The sequence below is a fragment of the Chlorogloeopsis sp. ULAP01 genome (assembly GCF_030381805.1).
Taxonomy (GTDB): Bacteria; Cyanobacteriota; Cyanobacteriia; order Cyanobacteriales; family Nostocaceae; genus Chlorogloeopsis.
In genome coordinates, this window is sequence record NZ_JAUDRH010000008.1 from 170,076 (window position 1) to 194,947 (window position 24,872).

Below are 24,872 nucleotides of genomic sequence, written 5' to 3' on the forward strand. Positions count from 1 at the left end.
CCATTTAAGATTCTTAACATTTAGTAACTACTGAATTTACAGCAGAATCTAAAAAATGTATTTTAAGATACACTATTAGTATTTTATATAGCCATAACAGCTTTGGCACTAAACCTTGGGCAGAGTATGTGAACATTTTGTGAAACTGTAGGAAAATCCAGACTAAATGTTGTGACTAGTGGCGAATCGTACGACATCATGGTCGTTAATATATATTCAGTCGAAGAAATAACAATTAAGCAACTACGTCGCCAATGGATCAGCAGCCAATGTCGCCTTCCCAAGATTTAAGTCAATTAGAACAACCAGAGCAAAAAATTCATCTGCCACGTACAAGCGAATCGGAAAACTTAAAGAAAATTCGCCACACCACATCTCACGTCATGGCGATGGCAGTACAAAAGCTGTTTCCCAAGGCGCAAGTTACAATTGGCCCGTGGATAGAAAACGGCTTTTACTATGATTTTGATCATCCAGAGCCGTTTACCGAAAAGGATCTCAAAGCCATTAAAAAAGAGATGGATAAGATCATTAATCGGAAACTACCAGTCATTCGGGAAGAAGTTAGCCGCGAAGAAGCGGAACGGCGAATTAAAGAAATTAAGGAAACTTATAAGTTAGAAATTCTAGCAGATATTAAAGAAGAACCAATTACAATCTACCATTTGGGGAATGAATGGTGGGATTTGTGTGCTGGCCCCCACGTGGACAACACTAAAGAATTAAACCCGAAAGCGATTGAGTTAGAAACTCTAGCAGGTGCTTACTGGCGTGGGGATGAAACTAAAGCACAATTGCAACGCATCTACGGTACTGCTTGGGAAACGCCAGAACAATTAGCAGAATATAAACGGCGTAAAGAAGAAGCACAGCGACGCGATCACCGCAAACTTGGTAAAGAACTGGGATTATTTGTATTTTCTGACTTAGTGGGGCCAGGGTTGCCACTGTGGACACCAAAAGGAACTTTATTGCGGAGTCTTCTAGAAGACTTTCTCAAACAAGAGCAGCTCAAACGTGGTTATTTACCAGTGGTAACACCGCATATTGGCAGAGTGGATTTATTTAAAGCTTCTGGACATTGGCAGAAGTACAAAGAAGACTTGTTCCCAATGATGGCAGAAAATGAGGAAGCAGCGGCACACGAACAAGGTTTTGTGCTCAAAGCCATGAATTGTCCCTTCCACATTCAAATATATAAGAGTGAGTTGCGTTCTTACCGAGAACTACCAATACGCTTCGCAGAATTTGGCACTGTTTACCGCTATGAACAATCAGGAGAATTGGGTGGATTAACGCGAGTACGGGGTTTTACTCAAGATGATGCTCATATATTTGTCACCCCAGAACAGCTTGATAGCGAATTCCTTAACGTGGTGGACTTAATCTTGTCAGTTATTAAGATTCTGAAATTAGATCAAAACTTTAAGGCAAGACTGAGTTTCCGCGATCCAACCAGTGATAAGTATATTGGTTCCGATGACGCTTGGGACAAAGCTGAAAGTGCGATTCGGCGAGCAGTGGAAACTTTGGGCATGAATCACTTTGAGGGTATCGGTGAAGCTGCGTTCTATGGCCCCAAATTAGATTTTATTGTCCGCGATGCTTTAGACAGAGAATGGCAATTGGGAACTGTGCAGGTTGATTACAACTTGCCAGAAAGATTTGATTTGGAGTATGTTGCCGAAGATGGTTCTCGCAAACGCCCGGTGATGATCCATCGTGCGCCTTTTGGTTCCTTAGAAAGACTCATCGGTATCTTAATCGAAGAGTATGCAGGGGATTTCCCCTTGTGGTTAGCGCCAGTACAAATCAGATTGCTGCCAGTGAGTGAAGTGCAGTTGGATTTCGCCAAACAAGTGGCGGCAAAAATGACAGCACAGGGTATTCGTGCTGAGGTGGATACTAGTGGCGATCGCCTGGGTAAACTGATTCGCAATGCCGAGAAAGAGAAGATCCCCGTCATGGCAGTAGTAGGAGCAAAGGAAGTGGAAACAAATTCTTTGAGCATCCGTACTCGTGCAAATGGGGAATTGGGGACTATACCTATTGACGAAGTTTTGGGTAAGATGAAGGAAGCGATCGCCAACTTCAAGATTTTTTAACAAGTTGTGGGGTGGGTATTGCCCACCTGACATAATTGCAATATAAATTAACTAAAAAATTAGATTTATGAGTAGTGCAAAACAAAAGATACAATCTCTTTTGAACCAATTGCCTGATAATTGTTCCATAGAAGATGTGCAATATCATTTATATGTGATTGAAACAGTTCGTCGCGGTTTAGAAGTAGTCGAACACCAAGGAACAAGAACTCAAAATGAGGCCGAAGAACGATTGAACAAATGGCTTATAAAGTAGTGTGGTCCCCTAAAGCATTGGAAGATGTAGAAGCAATTGCCATATATATAGCTCGTGACTCGGCTTCCTATGCTGCGGCAGTAGTCAAGAAAATACTTGATGCAACTATTCACGTCAGTAAATCTCCATTTTCCGGTCAACCTGTGCCAGAGTTTGGCGATGATAATATCAGAGAATATTCGGTATTTACTTACCGAATGATTTACCGTATTCAGAAAGATATTATTACTATTGCCGCAGTTATTTATGGAAAGAGACTTTTGGATAAATTTGATATCGATTAACAAACGATGACAAATTAAAGTGTGGGTGGGCATTGCCCATCCCAATTTATTAATTCTGTAGACGCCCTCTGGGCGAATTCCCGCAGGGTATTATGAATTCTAAGTTCTGCGTTCTCATTCTATTCATGGAAACTCCGATCGAGAGAATTCGCTTATCCCAAACAGCTAAAGAACAACTGATCAGACTCAAACGCATCACCAAAATTGACCAATGGAATATATTATGTCGTTGGGCATTTTGTCGTTCCCTTGCCGAACCAACACCACCCTCTCCGGTGCCAATTTCTCACCATAGCAACGTCGAAATGAGTTGGCGTGTTTTTGGTGGCGAAATGTCCGACATTTTGCTTCTGGCACTTAAACAGCGCTGCCACAATGACAATCTCGGTACCGATATAGAAACCCTGGTGACACAATTTCGCCTGCATTTACATCGTGGCATTGGATATTTAGCAGGCGATCCAAATATCAAGAAAATTGAAGATTTGATTGAATTAGCGGCCAAAAATTGAAATTATGGTTAGTGGTTAGTAGCAATTAACGCCCTCAGACTGTAAGCCTGGACGGCAGTCGCTACAACGGAGCGGAGCCGAAGACTCCGAAAGCTCCGGGGAACTTCCAAGGGCGCGCTGCCACCCTTACGGGAAGACGCCTCCGGCGTCTACGGCTATACGAACAAAGCCTGCGGAGGCAGGCTTAATAATATGCATCTTCATATCGAAACGGTATAACTACTAACTACTATCTACTATCCACTAGCAAATTCCTATGCTCTTATGGCTGAGAGCTATATAGAAATTGAGCGCCACAGAGCCGCAATTGTTCGCACTGATTTATCCCGGCCAGTGCGATTGGCTATAGAATGGGCAATTTTAAATAAAGATACCACGTTTTTTGACTACGGCTGTGGTTACGGCGGTGATGTAGAGCGAGTAGCGAATTTAGGTTATAGGAGTGCAGGCTGGGATCCTTACTACTATCCCGATCGCGATCGCATTGTTAGTGATGTGGTTAACTTGGGGTACATTCTCAACGTGATTGAAGATCCTAAAGAGCGCTGTCAAGCTCTACTGGCAGCTTGGCAACTGACGCGCAAAGTTTTAATTGTCGCTGCTCAAGTGCTGATTAATGCTCCTAGCCGCAATCTTATACCTTATGGTGATGGTGTTGTGACTCGCCACAATACTTTTCAGAAATATTACCAACAAGAAGAACTCAAAAAATACATTGATGAAACACTAAACGTAGACGCTGTACCTGTAGCGCTGGGGGTATACTTTGTCTTTCGAGATGAAGCTGAGAAAGAAGCTTATAAGGCGATACGCTTTTTCTCGAAAACTTCGACGCCACGAATCCGCATTCCTGTAAAGCGGTTTGAAGACTACCAAGATGTACTGCAACCATTGATGGCTTTTTATACAAAACGTGGTAGATTACCCATGAAAGGTGAATTGGCAAACGAACAAGAATTATTGAAAGAATTTGGTAGTTTCCGACGTGCCTTTAGTGTAGTTTTGCAAGTAACTGACGAAACAGAATGGGATGCGATCGCCTACCGTCGTTCTCTTGACATTCAAGTATATCTCGCTCTCACCCATTTTGAAGTTCGTCCTGCTTGGCAAAAATTAGCACCAGAAATGCGTTACGACATCAAAGCTTTTTTTGGTAGTTACGAAGAAGCTTGCCAAGTCGCTGACACCAAGCTGTTTAGCTTAGGCAAACCAAATATAGTCAAAGCTGCTTGCAACAAAAGCAAAATTGGCAAACATACACGTGGCGCTTTATACGTTCATGTTTCTGCACTATCTGAACTCGAACCCTTACTAAGAATTTATGAAGGCTGCGCTAGCCGTACTATCGGGCGAGTTGATGGAGCGACAATTATAAAATTTTATACAGATGAACCGCAAATATCTTACCTGTTTTACCCAGATTTTGATACTGAACCCCATCCGGCATTAAAAGCAAGTATTACTATTGACTTAAAGACTCTAAGTATAACCCATAGAGATTATGAAAATAGAGCAAATCCGCCCATCTTGCATCGTAAAGAAACATTTGTGACTCCTGATTATTCTCTCTACAAAGAATTTGCTCAACTTACCCAAAAAGAACAGGAACTAGGATTATTGAAGCAAAAAAGCGATATTGGCACTCGCGAAGGTTGGGCAAAATACCTCAAAGAACACGGGGTAGAAATTAAAGGGCATCAAGTTTATCGAATTTGAAAAAGGGAACAGGTGACAGGTTACAGGGAACAGAATAGCTGCTTAATGAAAGTTAAGGAACTACTAGGGCTGTAGGAACCAAAAATTTCTCTGTCTAGTCCCTAGCCCCTAGCTCCTAGCACCTATTTTCAAGATAGGCAAATTGGCAGTAAATAACACACTGGCTATGGCAATATATTTCAATCTCCAGTCAGATAAATATACAAAATATACATAAGTCTTATAACTCAAAAAAACTTTTTATTGTAATTCTTGATATGTATTAACTAGATCCTTACGGAATTTCAAAGCTGTGAAACCAATTCCATCACTGCTAAAAGTATTTGAGAGCCGCAAGATGGCGGCTTTGTTATTACTAGGTTTTGCATCAGGTTTACCTTTATTGTTAATCGGTAATACCCTTAAGGCTTGGATGACCGTAGAAAAAGTTGATTTGGCGGCTATTGGCTGGTTTAGCCTTGCTAGTTTACCTTATTCATTGAAGTTTCTGTGGTCACCATTTCTTGATCGGTTTACTCTCCCATTTTTAGGGCGGCGACGGGGTTGGTTGCTCATCACGCAGATTGCCTTGATTATAGCGATCGCCTTCATGGCTTTCCAACAACCTAAACAAGCCTTACAGCTTTTAGCCATCAACGCCATAGTCATTGCTTTTTTGAGTGCAACTCAAGATATCGCCTCTGATGCTTATCGCACAGATGTTTTGACGGAATTAGAAATGGGGGCGGGTGCAGCAGTTTTTATTCTTGGTTATCGAATAGCTTTATTAGTAGCAGGTGCTTTGGCGCTAATACTTGCCGATCGCATACCTTGGTCTACAGTGTACTTATTGATGGCAGGTGTGATGATAATTGGTATTGTTGGTAGCCTATTTGCACCAGAACCAAAAGAAATTACTCCTCCCACTTCTTTAGCCGAAGCTGTAATCTTACCCTTTGGGGAATTTTTCCAGCGCAGAGGTATCATCTCAGGCTTATTGGTTCTATTGTTTATCACCCTTTATAAACTAGGTGATGCCTTACTGAGCAATATGGCTACTCCCTTCTTACTAACTATCGGTTTTACCAAAACTGATATCGGGGCAATACAGGTAGGAATGGGATTAATTGCTACTATTGTAGGCGCTCTGGCAGGTGGTGCCATTTTGAGTAAAATTGGTATCAATCGCTCACTTTGGGTTTTTGGTGCGCTGCAAGCCTTGAGTAACATTGCTTACTTTGTACTAGCCCAACCTCAATTCGCTAAAAACTATCAATTACTGGTGCTTACCATTAACATCGAAAACTTTTGTGGTGGTTTAGGAACAGCTGCGTTTGTGGCATTTTTGATGAGTTTGTGCAACCAACGTTTTTCTGCAACTCAGTATGCATTGCTCTCTAGCTTGATGGCTGTCAGCCGCGACATCCTCGCTGCTCCAGCCGGATCGATTGCCCAAAGCACGGGTTGGCCTTTGTTTTTCCTAATCACTATCGTCGCTGCGGTGCCGGGGTTACTGCTTTTGCCTATCTTTGCCCCCTGGAACCCTAAACCAGTAGCAATTAAGAGACCAGGACTTGACGATGAGGAAGATGATATATGGGGCAGAAACTAATTATTGTTGTTGCTACAACTATTCTATTATTCACTGGACTCTTGCTTGGCTATGTTCTTTCCCAATTAGTTTTGGGATATCTGGCACTTAACCTCTTAACTTTCTTGGGAACATTTAGCCTAATTTTAATTTTTGGTACGCTTTATTACGTTTTATTTTGGGAATTACGCAGACAACAATCTCGCTCATCACAGCGAGTAACTAAAATTACTGCGAATCAACGGATAGTTGATAGTCGTCTGAGAAACAAACTAATTGCGAAGTTAGATGGTGATGCTACTATGGCAGAACGTTTAATAGAGCAGGCAAAGCTGGATAATCCTGGTATGCCAGAAAGTTGGTACTGGGAAAGAGTGATTGCTGATGTAGAACGTGAGTTAGGCGATCGCAAATAATAAAGTAAAGGGGCTAGGGACTGGTGACTGGGAACTAGGAACAAAAGCGAAAAATTAGGAAAGGGACTTTAACTGATGCCAAGGTTAGCGATCACACTCGTGGCGGTTGCGGCACGGGCAGAAAAATTTTCAATTTTGCTGCTGCCGGCGTTAGCCGACCTTGGCATTTAGTTTTCTTCACATTGCCCCCCGAACACCGCTAAAATATATTCCAGTTAAATTAACAAATCTTTAACTAATTCTTAGAAAGCTCACCTTGCATTCAACATGGCTATCTTTCGTCAGTATATTGCACCACTACTTGTAGTGGTAATATTTCTAATTGCCTTGGTGGCAGTCAGCGCTCGCATATTTTTGCCTTCAGATATGGCAGCACCCGCACCGATTGAAGATGGGGGAATAGGGGGAGGACTCAGCCACCTGAGCAAGCCCGAATTGTATACACCCTCCGGGCGGCTACCCGCAGGGTACAAACTGGTGTTGAGAGATGAAGAGAGTTTTTTCTCTATGTCTGTAACCGTATCATCTTCTGCTCCTCTAATTTCCTAATGTCGGCATAAACAATACCAGTGAGCGTAAATACTACTTTGGCTGAGGAACTACTACCGGGGTACAGCATTAAGCGTGGTTCTATTATTGATCGGGCAATGCTAATCAGGTTTATGCACCTGACTTACCAGGATATGTTTCCTACTCAGGATTTTTCCCATCTGGCGCAAACGGTTAAACAATATTTCTCTGACAACACCCCATTGTGGTGGGTAGAGGAAGAGGGGGGGCAAGGGGAAGAAGACACGGAGACGCCCAGACGCGGGGATGCGGAGAAATTTTCACCTTTCCACTCCTCCACTTCTCCTGTTGGTTGCTTGTGGATGGGAAATGCCATTGATCAAGTGAGTGGCGATCGCCACGCTCATATCTTTTTAATTTATGTTGTACCAGAGTATCGGCGACGAGGTATCGGCACAGCTTTGATGCAGTATGCAGAAGCATGGGCAAAAAAAAGAGGCGATCGCCAAATTGGCTTACAAGTTTTTCCATCCAATCAAGCTGCCTTAAATCTTTATAATCAGTTGGGTTATCAAACCCAATCTTTTTGGATGTTAAAACCTCTGTATCCAAAAATATAGGTGTTGTATACTTCCAGCATGATTTCCATCAAGGGCATGGAAGTGTAGAATCAATTTTCAAAAATCATTTCCCTTGTAACCCTAAACCCTTAAACCCTCACCCCCTTAAACCCTTACACCCTTTGTTAAGTAATTTTTACTGCCACGATCCAAAATTAAAAATGGTATGGTAAGTGGCAGTAGGTAATGGTACTTTTGATGTATGTACGACGAAGATGACCTGAGCCTACTCGATGCTGAAGCGGAGCTAGAAAGCCCTTTAGATCAAATGGAGCCACTGACCGCAGAGTCAGAAGTGCCAAAACCCGATCCAGAGGAAATGCTACCGCTCTTAGAGCATTCTCAGCCACAGCAGAGGATGCTAGCAGCGCGTGCTTTCTGCGACATAGAAGATGAACGTGCTATTCCCCATCTGATTCGCCTCTTAACTGATACTTGTCCCTTAGTGCGGGTAAGTGCAGCTTATGGACTCGGACGTAATCCCAGCCCAGATGCAGTTGAACCATTGATTGCCCAATTGGAACGAGACTGGAATGGATATGTGCGCAAAGGAGTTGTTTGGGCATTGGGTAACTGCCGTGATCGCCGTTGTTTAGCACCTCTAGCAGATGCTTTGAGAACCGACATTCCGGCAGTACGCTTGTGGGCTGCTAGTTCCTTGGCACAAATGGCAGAAGTGGGTTATGAAGTTGTTGTCAAAGCAATACCACCGTTAATTGAAGCCTTGGTGCAAGATCCGATCGCAGCAGTTCGGAGTAATAGTGCTTGGGCGATCGGACAATTATGTCGCGAACTACCTTCTAACGTTGTCTATGCGACTGCCGTTGATGCTTTGATTCAAGCCTTTGCCGAAGATCAAGATTTGGGCGTGCGAGAAGATGCTAAAACAGCAATTCTAGGAGTAGGCGATCCGCGTGGATTGCAGTTGATTGAGACTTTGGAACAGGAAGGGTGGTTTTGAAACAGACAAGGGGATAAGGAGGTGAGGGAGGTAAGGAAGCAATCAGAGTAATTCTCCCCCATCTTCCCTATCTTCGCCATCTCCCCCATTGTCCCCTCTCCCGCTCTCCGCCTCTTAGCATCCAGTGCGATTACGCAGTCAAATCAAACTCATGCCATTCGTTGCGCCATTTGAGTCGGAATTTTAGGCGCGTCCAGTTGGGAGGAAGATTTGGACATGCTATGGGGCCAAAGTTTGTCAACCGTACACCAGCAAAGCCGAAGATGATTGCTTGCCACACTCCCCCAGCACTAGCGGCGTGGATTCCTTCGTGGGCGTTACGACGCACGTCCGCTAAATCTACCATTGCTGCCCGCATAAAGTGGGTGTAGGCTTCGGCTGGCTGATTGAGATCGCAAGCCAAAATAGCGTGAATTGCAGGGCCGAGAGAGGAACCATAGCTATGATCGGTACGGGGGCTGTAATAATCCCAATTGGTTTTTAGGGTTTTACGGTCGAAGCGATCGCGCAACAGATACATTAGCATCAACACATCCGGCTGCTTAAGAATCTGCTTTTGGCTGGTGGCTTCTACTCCTAGCAAACCTTGCATTGATTTGGTACGGGGTTCGTAGTCAGCTAAATTAACATCTTCTAAATTAAAGAAGCCTTCAAACTGCTCAATCAAACCAGTTACCAAATCTTGATTTATGTAGAGATGATTGGCAATGTCACCCCACAGTTCGAGCTGTTCTGGCTGCAAGTAAAGCTTTTGTGCCAATTGTACTGAAGTGTCGGGATAGGACTTCACTAGCCAATCCCACAATGCCAAAGCAGTTTGCAAGTGCCACTGCACCATTACATTGGTAAAGGCATTATTGTCTACGCGATCGTGGTTTTCATCAGGGCCGATTGTATCGCGAATGTCATAACAATGGCGCTGCTGGTTCCACTCTACCCGACTTTCCCAGAACACTGCCGTATCTAAAATTATTTCCGCGCCACAGTCGCGCATCCATTCATCATCACCTGTGGTTTGCCAGTATTGCCAAGCAGCATAAGCCACATCAGTATTAATGTGTACCTCAATATCGCCGCACCAGATCCGGACTTGTTCGCCATTTGGCCCTGGTACCCACCTGGGAGTCACTTCATCACCAGTGCTGGCACTTTCCCAAGCATACATTGCTCCTCTGTATCCCATTTCTTGGGCTTTGCGTCGCGCTCCCCGTAAAGTGTGGTAGCGATAGGTAAGTAAGTTACGCGCTAAGGCAGGCTGAGTGTGGATCAACAAAGGCAGAATAAAAATTTCCGTGTCCCAAAAGATATGTCCGCTATAAGCAAAACCGGAAAGGGTTTTGGGAGGAATACTAACTCTATCGTCATAACGGGGTGCAACCGCAAGTAGCTGAAACAGATTGTAGCGGATGCTCAACTGCGAGAAGCGATCGCCTTCTATGACCACATCGCTATCTTGCCAAACCCTCTCCCATGCAGCAATGTGCGCTGCTAACAAGGTTGAATAGCTGGGTGCAGCGACGAGTCGAATTAACGCTGCTTCGGCAGGAGTTGGTATTTCCCGTGAGGTGTAGAGAGTAACAATCTTTTCTAGAGTAACAGTCTTTTCTGGTTCTACTTGCAAAGTTGTTACTAGCGTCGGGCTATAATCTTTAACCTGATTTACGTGTACCGATGCAACTTCTTCTCCTTCTACTATCAACTTAGCTGCCATGCCAAGTTCGATAGCAGAATGGAGAGTTTGACTGTGCAGCCAGATCAGATTATCTAAGCCACCTTGCTTCAAAGTTTGCCAATGTTTTACAGCTTGAGTGCGTGGCTCAGGATGAAATCCAACTTCAACCTCAATTTCGCCCTCAAAATCTACAGATGTAATTTGACATCTGATTGCCAAACAATGTTGATTTGCTAGACTAGCAAACCGCTCAAAATGAAATTCTACAGTATGTCCTGAGGGACTGCGCCACCGCACATCTCGGCTGACTATACCTAAACGCAAATCGAGGCGACGTTCGTAGTGCAGGATTTCTCCACTGTCCATGCGAAAGCGCTCTCCTGCTACTTTCACCACAAACGGTAGCCAGCTGGGGCAGTTAACTAGTTCAGTAGTAGCGATCGCCACATCATCATAAACTCCATGAATGATGGTTGCTGGAGAATCATGAGGATAACCTTCCTCGAAAGTGCCTCGTGTTCCTAAATACCCATTGCCGAGGGTGAAAACTGTTTCTTGATGATGTAACCTAGAGGGATCAAATTCTGTCTCTAGAACGTTCCAATCGGTAGAGTTGATCAGTTGCTGGTTTTTTTGAGAGCTATAGACGGACAAGTCTAACATGACTGAATAAAACCTAATACTTGGGGCTGGGATCTGAATGCAATACAATGGTCAGAGACTAAATTCAGTTCTTTACTACCTTCCACATTTTGTCTAGGGTGCTTTGTGTCTAGACAACTGCGGTTACGTGCAGTAAATCACTAACGTTACTCTTTCATCTATCTATAGATAGATTTTCTTATTTTGTTTCTAACAAAATTCTTAAGAGTTGAAAAATATAGTAATTTTTACATTTAGTAAAGAAATGTACAAAACCACATATTTTTCAATACACATCTCTCGACACTATTTCCAGACACAAAAATAGTCAGGATTGTTGCTTGTAGTGGCTTATATCGATTGTAACTCGATCATAATTTAGAGCCACAGCTTACCCTGACATTAAGTAATATTCTTATCTAAATGTTTTCTCGGAAATATAAATTTATTCTTAAATATTGTTATGAAAGGTAAACTTGACAGCTTGTGGTTGGTTGAGGTTGTCTAAATCAACTCTCCTGTTGTCACACTTCCCTCTTCTCTATTAATTTAAATGAGAATTTTATCACTTGAAACGAGAACGTTCTCATGTGGAACAAGAAATTTCTCAATTGAAACAAGAACTTTCCTACTTCACACAGCAACATCCGAATTGAAAGCTAATTTTTTGGTACGACGCTCTCCCCAACAAAAAATCTGCCATTTATAAAGTCCGTAGGGAGGGCATGACTGTAATTTTCGTAGACAGAGATTTCAATATTTTGAGTAATGCCCACTTTACCTCTTTCTTGCTCAAAGGCCTTGTCAACGAGATAATTCTTTGTATACAGCAGTGCTGAGAGGGGAACAGCCACGATGACATCACAACAGACAGTGATATGGCTACAAGAACGCACAGCTTTAGGAATTCTCTCACCTGAACCTTTAAGTGCGATCGCTCAAATCCTCGAAGAAAAAGTTTTTCCAGCAAACCACAATATTGCTACTGAGGGTACTCCTCCAGAAGCACTTTATATTCTGTTGGAAGGTCAGCTCGAAAGCAATAGCAGTAATAAAAATAACCCAAGTTTAGCTGTTGGTTTTCTCCCCGGTTCTATCATTCACTTACAAGAAATACTGTTGGATGAGTTGCCTCAGCGCACAATTACTACTATTACAGAATGTCGCTTTTGGGTTGTGCCTGCTGCTCAATTTCGAGAAGTAATCAATCAATACCCAGAAATTGCTCAAGTTGTGTCGCGGATGTTAGCACAGGAATTGGCACAGCTAGCATCTGCTTTTAGCTACGAGCAAGAACGCTCTTTGGCATTACGTCCTTATTTAGTCACAAAGGCGCAACGAGGTATTGTAGGGACAAGTCGCTATGCGGTGCGTTTGCGCGAACAAATTCGGGAAGCAGCAAGCGATCGCAAGTCAGTTTTGATTTTCGGTGAACCGGGATTAGAAAAAGACAATATTGCTGCTCTGATTCATTTTGGTTCTAAACAACGGCGAGAACCAATTGTCAAAATTAACTGCGGCATTCTCCAAACTAGTGGGGCTGAATTATTTGGGCGTGCTGGCGGCAAACCCGGACTTTTGGAATGGTTGGGGGAAGGGACTCTTGTTCTCAACAATATCCAAGAAATTCCGCCTGAGTTGCTGCCCCAAGTCAAAAAACTATTACAAGATAATACGTATATTCCCGTAACTCGTTCAGGTGATTCACCCAGCGAACCCCGCACCAGTTGCGCCCGCATTGTGATAGTTGCAGAAAAAGCTCAACCCCAAATTGAACGCTGTGTTGGTCGAATTATTAAAGTACCGCCGCTACGGGTACGGAAAGCCGATACTAATGCTCAAGTCGAATATTATATCAGTCTTTACACTCGCGCTAGAGGTATTGCCAAACCGCATATTACTCCAGAAGCTTTACGCCGTCTACAGTCCTATGATTTTCCTGGCAATATCAAAGAGTTACAAAACTTGGTGGAACGAGCAATTGTCCAAGCAGGGGAGGCACAAGAGTTAACAGAAGAAATTTTCTGGGCAGCAGAAACAAAGAAAAAGCGATTTCGGGTGAATCTTTTAAATGCCTATCCTGGTTTGCGGAAGTTTCTGCGCAGTTCGTGGTGGCCTGATCGCATTAATTATGGGTTTACTGTTGCTGGTTTTGCCTTTATTGTTGCGGTATTATTTGTAGGGCCACAAACACGCGATCGTAATTTTGCTTTAAATCTATTTTGGGCTTGGTGGTGGCCTGTATTTCTTCTCCTGTTTCCTTTTCTGGGCAGGATCTGGTGTGCCGTTTGTCCGTTCATGATTTACGGTGAAATCACGCAGAAATTATCGACATGGTTGTTGCCTATAAAACTTAAGCGCTGGCCAAGAGAGAAAGCTGAAAAATGGGGTGGATGGTTTTTATTTGGGATGTTTACCCTAATTTTCTTATGGGAAGAACTCTGGCACTTAGAAAATACAGCTTATCTTTCAGCTTGTTTATTGTTGTTAATTACAGCAGGGGCAATGATTTTCTCTGCCATTTTTGAGAGGCGATTTTGGTGTCGTTATCTTTGCCCCATCGGCGGCATGAACGGTTTATATGCCAAACTTTCAATGACGGAACTACGAGCGCAACAAGGTATTTGTTCTGCTACTTGTACTACATATCAATGTTATAAAGGAGGCCCGCAGAAAGGTGAGGGAATGGAAACTGACGGTTGTCCCTTATACTCTCACCCAGCACAGCTAGAAGATAATAGAGACTGCGTATTATGTATGACTTGTCTGAAGGCTTGTCCCCATCGTTCCGTCGAGTTTAATTTACGTCCTCCTGGTATTGAATTATGGACAACTCACATACCTCGCAGTTATGAAGTGGCACTGTTGTTTTTACTGATGGGTGGAGTATATTTGCATCGTCTGCCGGAGTTACAATCTTGGCTGGGAATACAAATAGATTTAACTCAGTTTTTGCCGCATTTGGGATTATCTCTACTGGCTTTAATTATTCCCGTGACTATTCCTTTTCTGGGATATGGATTGATAAAGGTTTATTGCTGGTTAAATAATTACATCTCTTCTGTGAATGCGGTTAAAATCCCAAATCGGATCAAACCGCGAGCTTTTATAGAGCTAGCTTATGGTTATTTGCCATTGGTACTAGGAGGTAACTTGGCTCATTATCTGCGCTTGGGCTTAGGAGAAGGAGGGCAGATATTACCAGTGTTTTTTGCAACATTTGGCTTGAATGGCGAACAATTGCCAGTTGTAGTGGCGCACCCTGCCGTCATTGCTTTTTTACAGGGGGCTACCTTAATTTTCTCTGTTCTGCTATCTGTATTACTAACACAAAAAATTGCTCGGCAACCGTTGCGTGTGCTGCTATGGCAACATCTTGCAGCTATTGGGCTAGGAGCAAGTATGTGGCGGATAATCGTGTCTGGTTAATGGCTAATGGTAAAAAGCAATGAGTAATCAACTACTATGACAAATTTTTTGCAACCTCCACGCTTACGTACCAGTGAAGACGGCGAAGAACATCGACACGCCACTTGGCTAGAACTGTTTTATGATTTGGTGTTTGTGGTTGCGGTTTCTCAACTCGCCCATAATCTCAAAGAAAATGTTTCACTATCAGGATTTCTAGGTTTTGTTTTTCTGTTTATACCCGTGTGGTGGTCGTGGATTGGCACTACTATGTATGCTAATCGCTTTGATAGCGACGATATCGGACGGCGTTTGCTGGTTGCTTTACAAATGCTGACAGCAGCAGCGTTGGCTGTTAATATCCACTACGGTTTGGGTGAAAGTGCTACTGGCTTTGCCCTTGCCTATGCTCTTGGTCGAGCTGTACTGATTGTAGAATACATCCGTGCTGGTATACACATTCCCGCAGCGCGTCCCCTCACAACACGTTATGCCACGGGTTTTACTATTGCTGCCATAGTATGGCTAGTATCTGCATTTATCAGCCCACCTTGGCGTTTTGTCCTCTGGGGAGTGGGAATTATTGTTGATTTGGTAACACCTTTTACAGCAACAAAGTTTCAGCTTAAACTACTACCCCACGCTTCCCATCTACCAGAACGTTTTGGGCTATTTACGATCATTGTTTTAGGTGAAGCAATTATTGCTGTGGTTGATGGTGTTTCTCAGCAGAAATGGGATGTTTTGAGCGTAATTGCTGCTATATTCGGTCTATGTATCGCTTTTAGCTTGTGGTGGGTTTATTTTGATAATCTTGGTGGCACACCGATTCAAACAGCACGGGCAGAAGGAAAAATTAGTACAGTTGCAATCTGGCTATATACCCATTTACCTTTAGTCATTGGTATCGCGGCGGCAGGAGTTGGTGTAGAAGAAGTTTTGATGAGTAAGCAAACAGTACCGCTAGCCGATACAACACGATGGTTGCTCTGCGGCTCTGTAGGTTTATGTTACCTAGCTTTAGGTATTCTCCACCGCGTTGGCGTTATTCGCTACTGTAAAATTCGCTCTGAATATAGACTCGGAACAACTATTGCTGTAATGGCGATCGCTATTTTTGGTAAAGGTTTATCACCTGTTGCAGTCATTGGACTTGTAACTGTAGCCTGTGCTGTACAAGTTGTGCAAGACTTATATCAGAGCCGCCCCACTACCCGCTTGGTTGAACCAGGAATTTAGTCTTTGAGAGGCTGAAGTACTGTTAAACGCAATTCTTGTTTGGTTTCAGTTTTTAGATATTGCTCTTGCAGGGGTTGCCACTGTTGCCACATTCGATAGCGATTTTGGGCTAATACATTAGCCAAAGTAGGAAGTTGAGTGTGAAGTTCGCATTTGAAAACATCCACAAACCACTCACTTAAAACTACGCTATCTTGCATAGATCCCAAAATATCTTGGATATTTTTGACTTGGGCAACATAATTTGTGTAAGATTCACCATATAAGTCGCTAAATAACTCCATTTGGTACCGCAGGCGTTTAGTTTGTTTACGCAAACTATGAAGAAGCTTGCCATTGGTTGTTAATTCTTGTTCTATTGTTTCTGCTTCCCAGTCTTGTGAGGTAATTACTCCTGAATTTTCCACTTGAATTCCGACTAACCAACCTGGATGCAGCAAGAAACTACTGATCTCTGGCAAAAGTAAATCTGGTAAAACTTCCTGCATCGGTAGAGATGCTAGTGGTTGATAACTAGGTTCATCCAACCAATCTTGTAAGCTTTGTTTTATTGATTTATAACGCTCATCTTTAAATGTTGTTCGCACATCTTGCAGTGCTTTTTCACGCTGTTTTTCCAAGGCATCGAAAGCTGTTTGTAGAGATTGCCGTTCTTTTTTCGGTAAATCTGGTTGAACGAGATTTTCTAAAGTTTCTTTTAGCACATCTAAGTCTCGCAAATTGCCAAGACGACGTGCAATTTTACCGAGGTTTTTATCGCTAACTAACTTCGGCAAATTTAACGCTTGATCAAACCTACTGACAGCAGTTCGCAGGCGACGTATACCTACTCGCATTTGATGCAGCGCTTCTGGATCTTTATCTTTTTTTACTTCTGTTTCCCATTTCAAAGTTTTTTTAAAGTGTTTTTGGATTGCTGAATACGCATAGTATCCTAAACTTTTTACGTTGCTTTTCACTTTCGAGTTGCTAGCTAAGGTCATAGGAATTAACACACCTTAGACAAATATCAATGATTGTATAGAATATATTAAATAATAGCATTGATTATAATTTCGCAGTGTCTTTTAACCAATTGATGTATTCTTAAAGTAATGCGAATTATTGTCATATTTATTTTTGAGATTGCAATAATCCAAAAAATATTTGATTTGTAAAGTAATTTAACAATAAATTTATTTTGGCATTTGTGTATTTCAAAATAGCTAATACTGAGTATTTTAATATACGAAAAATATATATAAAATCTATCTAAGTAGAGGGCATGTAAAATGCAAAACCCAAACTTTTTAAATCAAGTTTTACTTACATTTACTGATAATTTTAAAGAACACAGGGAAGACTTATCGGCAGTGATGCTGACAGATCAAAAGTATTTATGGTTAGGATCAGATGAAACCTCAACTATTGAACGTCTGTACTGGGAGAATAATAATTTTGCCCAGCATAAACAATTTCATGTAGCAGAATATATCAGTTTACCCGCCCCAGAAGAGGAAGAAATTGATATTGAAGGTATTGATTACAGTGGTTATTATCTGTGGATAGTTGGTTCTCATAGCTGGAAACGCAAAAAACCAAAATCCAAAAAATCTGATGTCGAAAATATTAAGAGATTAACACAAGTTAAATCAGAACCAAACCGCTATATTTTAGCTCGTATTCCTCTTGTTGACGGTGAGTTACACAAATCTTGCCCTCATCCAGAAGATTCTAATGTGCAGTTAACTGCTGGCAAATTAGAAGTAACGCAGCAGGGAAACTTACTGATGGAAGCTTTAGCAGACGATCCTCATTTAGGTTTTTTTGTCAAAGCAGAAATTCCCGGTAAAGATAATGGCTTTGATATTGAAGGTATAACAGTCTATCAAAACCGTATTTTTGTGGGATTGCGCGGCCCTGTACTGCGTGGTTGGGCTGTAATGTTGGAAATAGAAGTAAATTCATCTCAACCAGGAGTGCTGAGTTTACAGAATATTTCAGAAGAGGAAAGGCAGTACAAAAAGCATTTTATATTCTTGAATGGTTTAGGGATTAGAGACTTGTGCGTGCATGGAGAGGACTTGTTAATCTTAGCAGGACCAACAATGGATTTGGATGGGCCAGTGCAACTATACTGTTTGCCAGGAGGGGTTCACTTGCAAGAAAATGTCCTTCATAATCCAAAGTTAGTACAAGACTTTCCCTATGGAAATCGGGACGATCATGCTGAGGGTATAACCTTATCTCAAGATTTGTTTGGAGAACCTTCCCTGTTGGTGGTTTATGACTCTCCAGCAAAGGCTAGGCTGGTAGATGATAGTGGTGTTATAGCAGATATATTCAAGCTAGGTTAAAAAAGTTGGGGTTTTTGTTTTTTGCGCAGTTAAGTAGGGGAGGTTAAAAACGATCAGATGTTCTGCCCACCGAACTTCAGAGCCTCCCGGAGCGAGGAGCTAACGCACTTCGGCGGTAGACGCAAAGCGGCTTCTGTGAAGTAGCCGCCGCTCTGAGTTCTCGTTTTATTACCGTTGTGTTGCGGCTATGCAAGAATTTGAGAATTTAAGAGAATTAGAAGTAGCGCTTAACGCACCCTACTGGCGTAGCACTACAGTTTAAGGTTTACTTTATGAATCATCTTTTATTCAGATTTTTTGATGTAGCGGCAACTTCATAAATATAGTTTTGATTTAAATTTGTTTAATAAATAAAAGATGAGAATAATTCAAAATATCAAACTATTAGTATAGGTAAAGACACTGCCTGGTAATTTTTAATCCTTTCTTTTGATAGAGATAAATGTAATTGATTTGAGTTGAATTAGAAGTATTGTGTCTCGCAATCAGCCGATGCAAGAAATCGGTTGCAAAGTTATTTCTATAATTTGCCGAGATTCAGCCGAGATTTACACAAATCAGGGGTAATCAAATGGAAAACATTAACGCGGCAAAACTGACAGAGCGTTACTGTGCTTTAACTATTGGCATTCTCTTTCTAGTTCTTGGTATAGCTGGATTTATACCAGCTTTTGTTTCATTACCAGGAACAACAGCATCCTATATCCCCGCTAACATGGCTCCTGGTGCCTATTCTGCCGGATTTGGCTATGTATTTGGGATTTTCCCCACTAACTTCTTGCATAATCTTGTATATTGTGCCGTGGGTTTGTTAGGAATTGCTTCTTATACTAACGCCACAAGTGCGCGACTTTTCAATGCTACTTTTGCAGTCGCCTATATCATCATCGCCATTATGGGATTATTGCCCTTTGGTAAAACGATGTTTGGTTTAATGCCTATTTTTGGTAACAATGTTTGGCTGAATGCTTTAACAGCGATCGCTGCTGGCTACTATGGGCTAATCATACCAAATAAAATAGCAGGCACGAATGTATCGCATAACGTTTAATATCAAGTAGGGTGCGTTACGGCTTAAAGCCTAACGCACCGCTTAATACAAATTTTGGATTTTGAATTAAAACTATTCCAGAATTGTATAACAAGACTTTTGATGCCAACTTGGTATATTAACATCTTGCACTAATAAGGTGGGCATTGCTTAGATTTGGTTCAAAACCTTATTTTGGCGTTACGAGCAATGCCTTCCCTACGCTGATTGAGAAAGGAGATAGAAAATGCGTTAGCATAGCCTATGATTGCTTTATTCGTACTAGCTAATATTAACAAGCGATTGATAATTAGATATACTTTTACGTCCTCTGTAAAGATATTTTTTCAGCAAGTTACCCAAAATAGAAATTCCTTTTTCGATATCCTCTGCTGAGTTAGCGAAAGTCAGTCGCATTGCTGGGTATCCTTGTTTATCTGGGAAAAATGGTGAACCGCAAAAAATTAAAATATTTTGTGATAAAGCTTCTTTCGTGATATCTTGAATGGGAACATCTCCTGGTAATTGCACCCAAAGAAATAAACCTCCTTTAGGAACAGTCCATCTTGCCTCTTCCGGAAAATAATTCTCTATTGCTTGGAGCATAATATTGCGACTTTGAAGATTTTCTGTTCGCAATTGACTGAGGTGACGGCGGTAATGCCCTGATGCTAAATATTCACTAACTATTGCCTGAGAAAAGGTGGACACATGAACATCGTGAAATAATTTACGCTCAAGAATGGCTTGATAATGTTCGCCTGTAACTACCATATAACCAACTCTTAACCCAGGTACTAAAGTTTTAGAAAATGTACCAACATAAGTTACCCAATTAGTTTTATCTAAAGCTTTGATTGGAGCTGGTACAGGCTCAAAATTTAATCCTTCATAAGCGTTATCTTCTAAAAGCGGACATTCATATTGTTCGGCTAGGGCAAGCAATTTTTGGCGGTGAGCTTGGGTAGTTGTCAAACCTGTAGGATTGTGTAGTGTACTGATAGTGTAAATTAATTTCGGGTGATGACTGCACAAATATTGTTCTAATAATTCTAAATTTATTCCTTCAGGAGTCATAGGAATACCAATGATCTTTGCTCCTAAACTTTCTAGGATGGCAATCACTCCAAAATATGTGGGAGCTTCTACAATTACCCAATCTCCTGGACGCACAAAATGATAAATTGCCAATGACAAAGCTTGCTCAGAACCATTAGTAACAATTAAGTTTTCCGTTGATACATCTAATCCTTGATGTACCAACATTTGAGCAATTTGTCTGCGTAGTGTTAACTGTCCTTGAGGCAGATCATACTTGGATAGTGCATCTGCTTGGTTAAGCGCTCGTTTAGCAATTTGTGTTAAATTTTTTGGAGGACGAGGGCAACCAAAGCTTAAATCTATCATCCCTGGTTGTCTCTGTGCATGCACCCCAGATACATGCATATCAAAAAAAGAATTACTGCCTGGCTCTTTAATAATTACTTCTTGAGTAGGGGAAAAGGTTGGCTGCGGATTTGCAGAAGGAATAGTTTGAGTGCTGACAAAATATCCAGAACCCTGGCGTGCAGAGATTGCACCGTCTGCTTCTAAAACACTATAAGCCTCAATAATAGTTAGTTTATTTACTTGTAAACTCTTTGCTAGAGAACGGATTGAGGGAAGGCGATCGCCTGATTGTAGTGCTCCAGATTTAATCAGACTACTAATGCGATCGCGAATTTGCAAATAAATAGGTTGAGGTGACTGCCGATCTAAAAAAATTTTCACAATTAGGCACTCACTAAATTACTACAAAAGCTTGACTATTGGAACTATAAGCGATTTTGCTTAGTTTCACATCGTACAGTTGGGTGAATTTCGACTAGTACAGTTGCAATTATCAAAACTGTACTAGTTAAACTTGGTTAATTTGTACCTTATCTAATTAAAAATCTTGGGTGAACATAAAAGATAGATGGTGTATATTTTCCCAAGATTTTTTGCTATGAAGAAACAGAATTTTTTATCAATTTGTCAAAATAGTTGGCAAGCGATCGCCAATTGGATAGCTAGTGGTTCTGAATTACAAGTATGGCAGGAATCAGACCGTTATGGTCATCCCTTTTGTTGGCACGCTTACGATCCTGTCACTGGAAGTCATGCTTGTTTTGGTTCTGAAGAAGAAATTCGGATGTGGATTGAGCAGCGTTACTACGCCAATTCTCTATAATGTTGAGCGCCCTTCGCCTTCACTTTAGTAGCGCAAGGTTGAAGTCAAAAGAATTGTATTCCGGGCTTTTGCACCATTTAAAATGGTGTTTTTATTTACGCACCTGCTGTACTAGAAGGGCTTGGCTCACAAACAAAGCCCGTGAAGGCGATCGCTCTTATGAGTGTGTGAATTAATGAAACAAGAAAGCATTCAAGCATTTTGAGTAAGCAATATGTCTTTTTGCTTGCGGAAAACACCTATAGGAGTGCGTGAATTACTGAAATGAGAAAGCGATCGGGCATTTTGAGTAAGCAATATGCCTTTTTGCTTGCGGAAAACACCAAAATGAGAAAGCGATCAGGCATTTTGAGTAAGCAATATGTCTTTTTGCTTGCGGAAAACACCAAAATGAGAAAGCGATCGGGCATTTTGAGTAAGCATTTTGGCAAAACGAGAAAGCGATCGGGCATTTTGTTTATTGAAATTGACTTTATTTGTTGTTTTGATGAAGTGACAAGTTATAGCGATCACTTCTCCTCAGAATCGCCAAGCATAATAACTTTGTGTTCCAGCGAATCCTTTGCGGGCTAATTAAGCTTGTTGTTATATAGTGGTATAAGATGAAAAAGTATAGAATTCTCAAAAGATATCAACATTGTCGATGAGCAAAAATGTATCTTTTCAGACAGTAATTGAATATGTAGAGGCTCTTTCGACCGAAGAGCAAGATTTACTACTCGAACTAATTTCTAAAAGGCGGATTGAACAGCGGCGTCAAGAAATTTATAGAAACGCTACACAAACATTGGAAGCAATTAGAACAGGTACAGCCAAGCATGGTACTCTTGAGGAGCTGCGGGCTGATTTGTTAAGTGAAGAATGAGATCTCTTGTTTGGGATAGTAGCTTTAAGCGTGCTTTTAAACGAGTTATTCGTAAAAATCCCCGGTTAGAAGAAATAATTTTTGAGGTTTTAGAATTACTAGCAGCCGATCATTTGCACCTACTTTAAAATCACATAAGTTAAAAGGTAATTTAGAGGGTTTGTAGGCTTGTTGGGTTGAGTATGATTGCCGTATTATCTACACATTTCAGCCAAATCCTGATGAAGATGAGGATATGATTGTGCTAATTGATATTGGCACTCATGATGAGGTGTATTGAGAAATTTATGGAAAGCGATCGCCATAAAAAATCTCCAATTTGTAGTAGGGTGTGTTAGGACGATAGTCCATAATGCACCATCAACTCTCCCAAAAATGGCGGGTTATGCTTCGCTAACCCACCCTACATTTTATTGAATAATTTATTTTTTGGTAATTCCTTCATTTTCTTCTGTAACTGGCAGTGGGAATCTTTCGCCAGCTAAGTAAGCATCAAAATTTTGTTGAAAGTAAAGCCATGATGTCATATCTTCCACTTCATCTGAACAGGATTTTGGAGCATTTTTATATAAAGGAACGCGGGTATTAATTTCATCTTGAAGCAGTTGTGGTAACTCGTTAAAGCCACTAACTTTGCTGCCGTAAGCACTATAGATAAGATAACCGGGGCGATCGCCCATGTTCATCCAAGGTAACCATTGACCAATCCTATCCCAACTTAGCCTTAGTTGAGAAACTGAAGACATTTCCTCATTAAATAAATCTGCGGTGGGGACAGTGATTTTAAATAACTCCGCAGCTTGATAAGTAGATTGTGGACTGTATTGAGCTAATTTAGAATCTTCTGTTAGGGGATTATCATAAGTAGGAAATATATCAAACATGAAAGTTGTGCTATCACCGTCTACTAGCGCCGGAAACTTCCCCCTAAAATTGCCTTGTACTGGACTATTGGCGACGTGCATAATCGTAACTGTTTCTCCCGTCCAAGGATTATCCCACTTATGTAAAATCTCCTCTGTTTGGGGATTGAGATAGTAAGTCAGTTCTCTAGAGGTAAAATCCCAGCTACTCTCTTCAGTGGGAATACACCTACTGACATTCATACCGACCATTTTAAACAAGAGTGTTCGTTTTTCACCGGGCATAAAAGCGTAAATTTTACCTGTCCAAATCAGAAAGCTGGATTCGTTAGGATCGAGGGATGAACGAGTTTTAACCCAGTGCGAGGCATCTAATTCTTGAATTTGGGCAACCATTTTGGCTTCCTTGCAATCATCTAAAATCAACAATAGCTGATAGGATATATTTTCAATCTCTTAAATCCTCGAATATTCAGATATCTGTCTTGAAAATAGGGTTGGGGGAACAGAAAAAGAAATATTTTCATTCCCTCGTTGTGTGATTTATCACATCACCGTCTTGCACCAGGCGACTAGAAGTCGCAGCTACACATACAAAACCCACCTACGTGGGTTTAAAGTAAGTCCGCGTCGGCGGACTTTGCTTGTATAGCCGCGATTTCTAATCGCCAGGACTAGGTGCTGCGGATGACCTACCTATATCCAGTTGCGTCAGCAGGTTTACCAACATCTGCAACCTCACGGATGTAGCGCCAAGCATCAGGCTGGGAACCATCCAGATCTGTAAAGCCATAAACCTTAGCTAGTTGACCGCTCGATAGCGACTGACCATTCCAGCGAGCAACATCCGGATCTTGGGCAAGACAGGCAACGGCACGACCGATATAACGGGGGGTTTCAGAGATAACGAAGTGAGGCTCTTTTGCTGTGGCATCCTGCCAGTTTGCTTCGCTCACCTCAAAGTGATCCAACATAATTTCTGAGCGCAACCAGCCTGGAGTCAATGCAACGGCTGTGCATTTATGGGGTTGAAGCTCTTGCGCCAGTGCCCAAGCCATGCGGATTACCGATGTTTTTGCTAGATCGTAAAACAGCGACAGTCGATAGTTTTTTTCGTTATATTCTGCCGTGCCATCGGTGATTTCGATAACCAGTCCGCCCGGATTTTTGATTAACAGCGGCAGTGCAAAGTGGCTGGTAATGATATGCGTGTCGATCGCCAACCTCAGCATTCGTAGTCCCCGATCCAAAGAAAGCTCCCAAATAGGCTTGTTCAAATCCACTAGGTATTCTGCGCCGATATCGTTGACCAAAATATCTAACCGCCCTTGTTCGCTCTCAATTCGTGCCACTAGAGCCTGAACCTGTGCCTGATCGAGATGCTCGACCTGAACAGGGATGCCCTGACCGCCCGCTTGATTCACTAGGTCTGCTGTCTGTTCAATGGTTTCAGAACGGTTGTATTCGGAGCGATGAGCGTGGGTGGTTCGACCTGTGACATAAACAATTGCACCAGCCGCACCCAGTTCAGTGGCGATGCCACGACCCGCCCCGCGTGTTGCTCCAGCCACCAGAGCTACTTTGCTCTTAAGAACCTGATTCATCTAAATCTCCTTTAGTTTTACCTCCTGTTGAAGTTGACTTGTATTCACTAT

The 24,872-nt window shown here is 41.9% G+C and carries 23 protein-coding genes; 17 read left to right on the forward strand and 6 right to left on the reverse strand.

Annotation, left to right across the window (positions count from 1 at the left end):
* The first annotated feature begins 254 nt into the window (after positions 1 to 254).
* The 10 genes from thrS (at position 255) to QUB80_RS17605 (ending at position 8,950) form a co-directional block, all read left to right on the forward strand.
* Positions 255 to 2,105, forward strand: a complete 1,851-nt coding sequence (gene thrS / locus QUB80_RS17560) for a threonine--tRNA ligase (RefSeq protein ID WP_289790804.1) — start codon at positions 255 to 257, stop codon at positions 2,103 to 2,105.
* A 67-nt stretch (positions 2,106 to 2,172) separates the two neighbouring features.
* Positions 2,173 to 2,361, forward strand: a complete 189-nt coding sequence (locus tag QUB80_RS17565; protein WP_016876085.1) for a hypothetical protein — start codon at positions 2,173 to 2,175, stop codon at positions 2,359 to 2,361.
* Complete coding sequence (locus QUB80_RS17570) at positions 2,346 to 2,645, forward strand: type II toxin-antitoxin system RelE/ParE family toxin (protein ID WP_289790805.1); 300 nt, start codon at positions 2,346 to 2,348, stop codon at positions 2,643 to 2,645. Before QUB80_RS17565 ends, QUB80_RS17570 begins: the two co-directional genes overlap by 16 nt.
* A 125-nt stretch (positions 2,646 to 2,770) precedes the next feature.
* Positions 2,771 to 3,157 (forward strand): DNA sulfur modification protein DndE, encoded by a 387-nt coding sequence (gene dndE / locus QUB80_RS17575; protein ID WP_289790976.1) that lies wholly within the window; start codon positions 2,771 to 2,773, stop codon positions 3,155 to 3,157.
* Positions 3,158 to 3,421: 264 nt separating this feature from the next.
* Complete coding sequence (locus QUB80_RS17580) at positions 3,422 to 4,873, forward strand: DNA phosphorothioation-associated putative methyltransferase (protein ID WP_289790806.1); 1,452 nt, start codon at positions 3,422 to 3,424, stop codon at positions 4,871 to 4,873.
* Between the two features lie 292 nt (positions 4,874 to 5,165).
* On the forward strand, positions 5,166 to 6,464 hold the full coding sequence (locus QUB80_RS17585; protein WP_502875304.1) for an AmpG family muropeptide MFS transporter: 1,299 nt from the start codon (positions 5,166 to 5,168) through the stop codon (positions 6,462 to 6,464).
* Positions 6,449 to 6,859 carry an ABC transporter permease gene (locus QUB80_RS17590; protein ID WP_289790807.1) on the forward strand — a complete coding sequence of 137 codons (411 nt, stop codon included), beginning with the start codon at positions 6,449 to 6,451 and terminating at the stop codon, positions 6,857 to 6,859. The genes QUB80_RS17585 and QUB80_RS17590 overlap by 16 nt, the downstream gene beginning before the upstream one ends.
* 267 nt (positions 6,860 to 7,126) lie before the next feature.
* Positions 7,127 to 7,408, forward strand: a complete 282-nt coding sequence (locus tag QUB80_RS17595) for a DUF8624 family small hydrophobic protein (RefSeq protein WP_289790808.1) — start codon at positions 7,127 to 7,129, stop codon at positions 7,406 to 7,408.
* Positions 7,409 to 7,428: 20 nt separating this feature from the next.
* Entirely contained in the window at positions 7,429 to 7,989 is a 561-nt protein-coding gene (locus tag QUB80_RS17600; protein ID WP_289790809.1) for a GNAT family N-acetyltransferase, read from the forward strand.
* A gap of 202 nt (positions 7,990 to 8,191) precedes the next feature.
* Positions 8,192 to 8,950 (forward strand): HEAT repeat domain-containing protein, encoded by a 759-nt coding sequence (locus QUB80_RS17605; protein WP_289790810.1) that lies wholly within the window; start codon positions 8,192 to 8,194, stop codon positions 8,948 to 8,950.
* Between the two features lie 130 nt (positions 8,951 to 9,080).
* On the opposite strand, the gene QUB80_RS17610 is transcribed toward QUB80_RS17605, so the two are convergent.
* Positions 9,081 to 11,285 carry a glycoside hydrolase family 65 protein gene (locus QUB80_RS17610; RefSeq protein ID WP_289790811.1) on the reverse strand — a complete coding sequence of 735 codons (2,205 nt, stop codon included), beginning with the start codon at positions 11,283 to 11,285 and terminating at the stop codon, positions 9,081 to 9,083.
* Between the two features lie 834 nt (positions 11,286 to 12,119).
* Between QUB80_RS17610 and QUB80_RS17615 the strand changes: the two genes are divergently transcribed.
* Both QUB80_RS17615 and QUB80_RS17620 read left to right on the forward strand, forming a co-directional pair.
* Positions 12,120 to 14,693 (forward strand): sigma 54-interacting transcriptional regulator, encoded by a 2,574-nt coding sequence (locus tag QUB80_RS17615; RefSeq protein ID WP_289790812.1) that lies wholly within the window; start codon positions 12,120 to 12,122, stop codon positions 14,691 to 14,693.
* A gap of 36 nt (positions 14,694 to 14,729) precedes the next feature.
* Entirely contained in the window at positions 14,730 to 15,911 is a 1,182-nt protein-coding gene (locus QUB80_RS17620; protein ID WP_289790813.1) for a low temperature requirement protein A, read from the forward strand.
* Here QUB80_RS17620 and QUB80_RS17625 read toward each other — a convergent pair.
* On the reverse strand, positions 15,908 to 16,894 hold the full coding sequence (locus tag QUB80_RS17625; RefSeq protein WP_289790814.1) for a CHAD domain-containing protein: 987 nt from the start codon (positions 16,892 to 16,894) through the stop codon (positions 15,908 to 15,910). The two genes, QUB80_RS17620 and QUB80_RS17625, sit on opposite strands and share 4 nt — an antisense overlap.
* A 288-nt stretch (positions 16,895 to 17,182) precedes the next feature.
* Here QUB80_RS17625 and QUB80_RS17630 point away from each other — a divergent pair, with 288 nt between their 5' ends.
* Entirely contained in the window at positions 17,183 to 18,247 is a 1,065-nt protein-coding gene (locus QUB80_RS17630; protein ID WP_289790815.1) for a DUF3616 domain-containing protein, read from the forward strand.
* A gap of 571 nt (positions 18,248 to 18,818) precedes the next feature.
* Positions 18,819 to 19,298 carry a DUF4383 domain-containing protein gene (locus QUB80_RS17635; protein WP_289790816.1) on the forward strand — a complete coding sequence of 160 codons (480 nt, stop codon included), beginning with the start codon at positions 18,819 to 18,821 and terminating at the stop codon, positions 19,296 to 19,298.
* A gap of 261 nt (positions 19,299 to 19,559) precedes the next feature.
* On the opposite strand, the gene QUB80_RS17640 is transcribed toward QUB80_RS17635, so the two are convergent.
* The gene (locus QUB80_RS17640; protein ID WP_289790817.1) at positions 19,560 to 21,047 is read right to left on the reverse strand and encodes an aminotransferase-like domain-containing protein; all 1,488 of its coding nucleotides are present in this window, start codon (positions 21,045 to 21,047) and stop codon (positions 19,560 to 19,562) included.
* Positions 21,048 to 21,264: 217 nt separating this feature from the next.
* Between QUB80_RS17640 and QUB80_RS17645 the strand changes: the two genes are divergently transcribed.
* Positions 21,265 to 21,489, forward strand: a complete 225-nt coding sequence (locus tag QUB80_RS17645; RefSeq protein ID WP_289790818.1) for a hypothetical protein — start codon at positions 21,265 to 21,267, stop codon at positions 21,487 to 21,489.
* A gap of 339 nt (positions 21,490 to 21,828) precedes the next feature.
* Here QUB80_RS17645 and QUB80_RS17650 read toward each other — a convergent pair whose 3' ends face one another.
* Positions 21,829 to 22,002, reverse strand: a complete 174-nt coding sequence (locus tag QUB80_RS17650; protein ID WP_289790819.1) for a hypothetical protein — start codon at positions 22,000 to 22,002, stop codon at positions 21,829 to 21,831.
* A 130-nt stretch (positions 22,003 to 22,132) separates the two neighbouring features.
* Here QUB80_RS17650 and QUB80_RS17655 point away from each other — a divergent pair, with 130 nt between their 5' ends.
* Positions 22,133 to 22,354, forward strand: a complete 222-nt coding sequence (locus QUB80_RS17655; RefSeq protein ID WP_289790820.1) for a hypothetical protein — start codon at positions 22,133 to 22,135, stop codon at positions 22,352 to 22,354.
* A complete protein-coding gene (locus tag QUB80_RS17660) occupies positions 22,351 to 22,482 on the forward strand; it encodes a hypothetical protein (RefSeq protein WP_289790821.1) in 132 nt (43 codons plus the stop codon). Before QUB80_RS17655 ends, QUB80_RS17660 begins: the two co-directional genes overlap by 4 nt.
* A gap of 294 nt (positions 22,483 to 22,776) precedes the next feature.
* On the opposite strand, the gene QUB80_RS17665 is transcribed toward QUB80_RS17660, so the two are convergent.
* Together QUB80_RS17665 and QUB80_RS17670 are read right to left on the reverse strand one after the other, a co-directional pair.
* Positions 22,777 to 23,613, reverse strand: coding sequence for a DUF1838 domain-containing protein (locus QUB80_RS17665; protein WP_289790822.1), 837 nt, complete (start codon positions 23,611 to 23,613; stop codon positions 22,777 to 22,779).
* A gap of 296 nt (positions 23,614 to 23,909) precedes the next feature.
* A complete protein-coding gene (locus QUB80_RS17670; protein WP_289790823.1) occupies positions 23,910 to 24,821 on the reverse strand; it encodes an SDR family oxidoreductase in 912 nt (303 codons plus the stop codon).
* Positions 24,822 to 24,872: the final 51 nt, after the last annotated feature.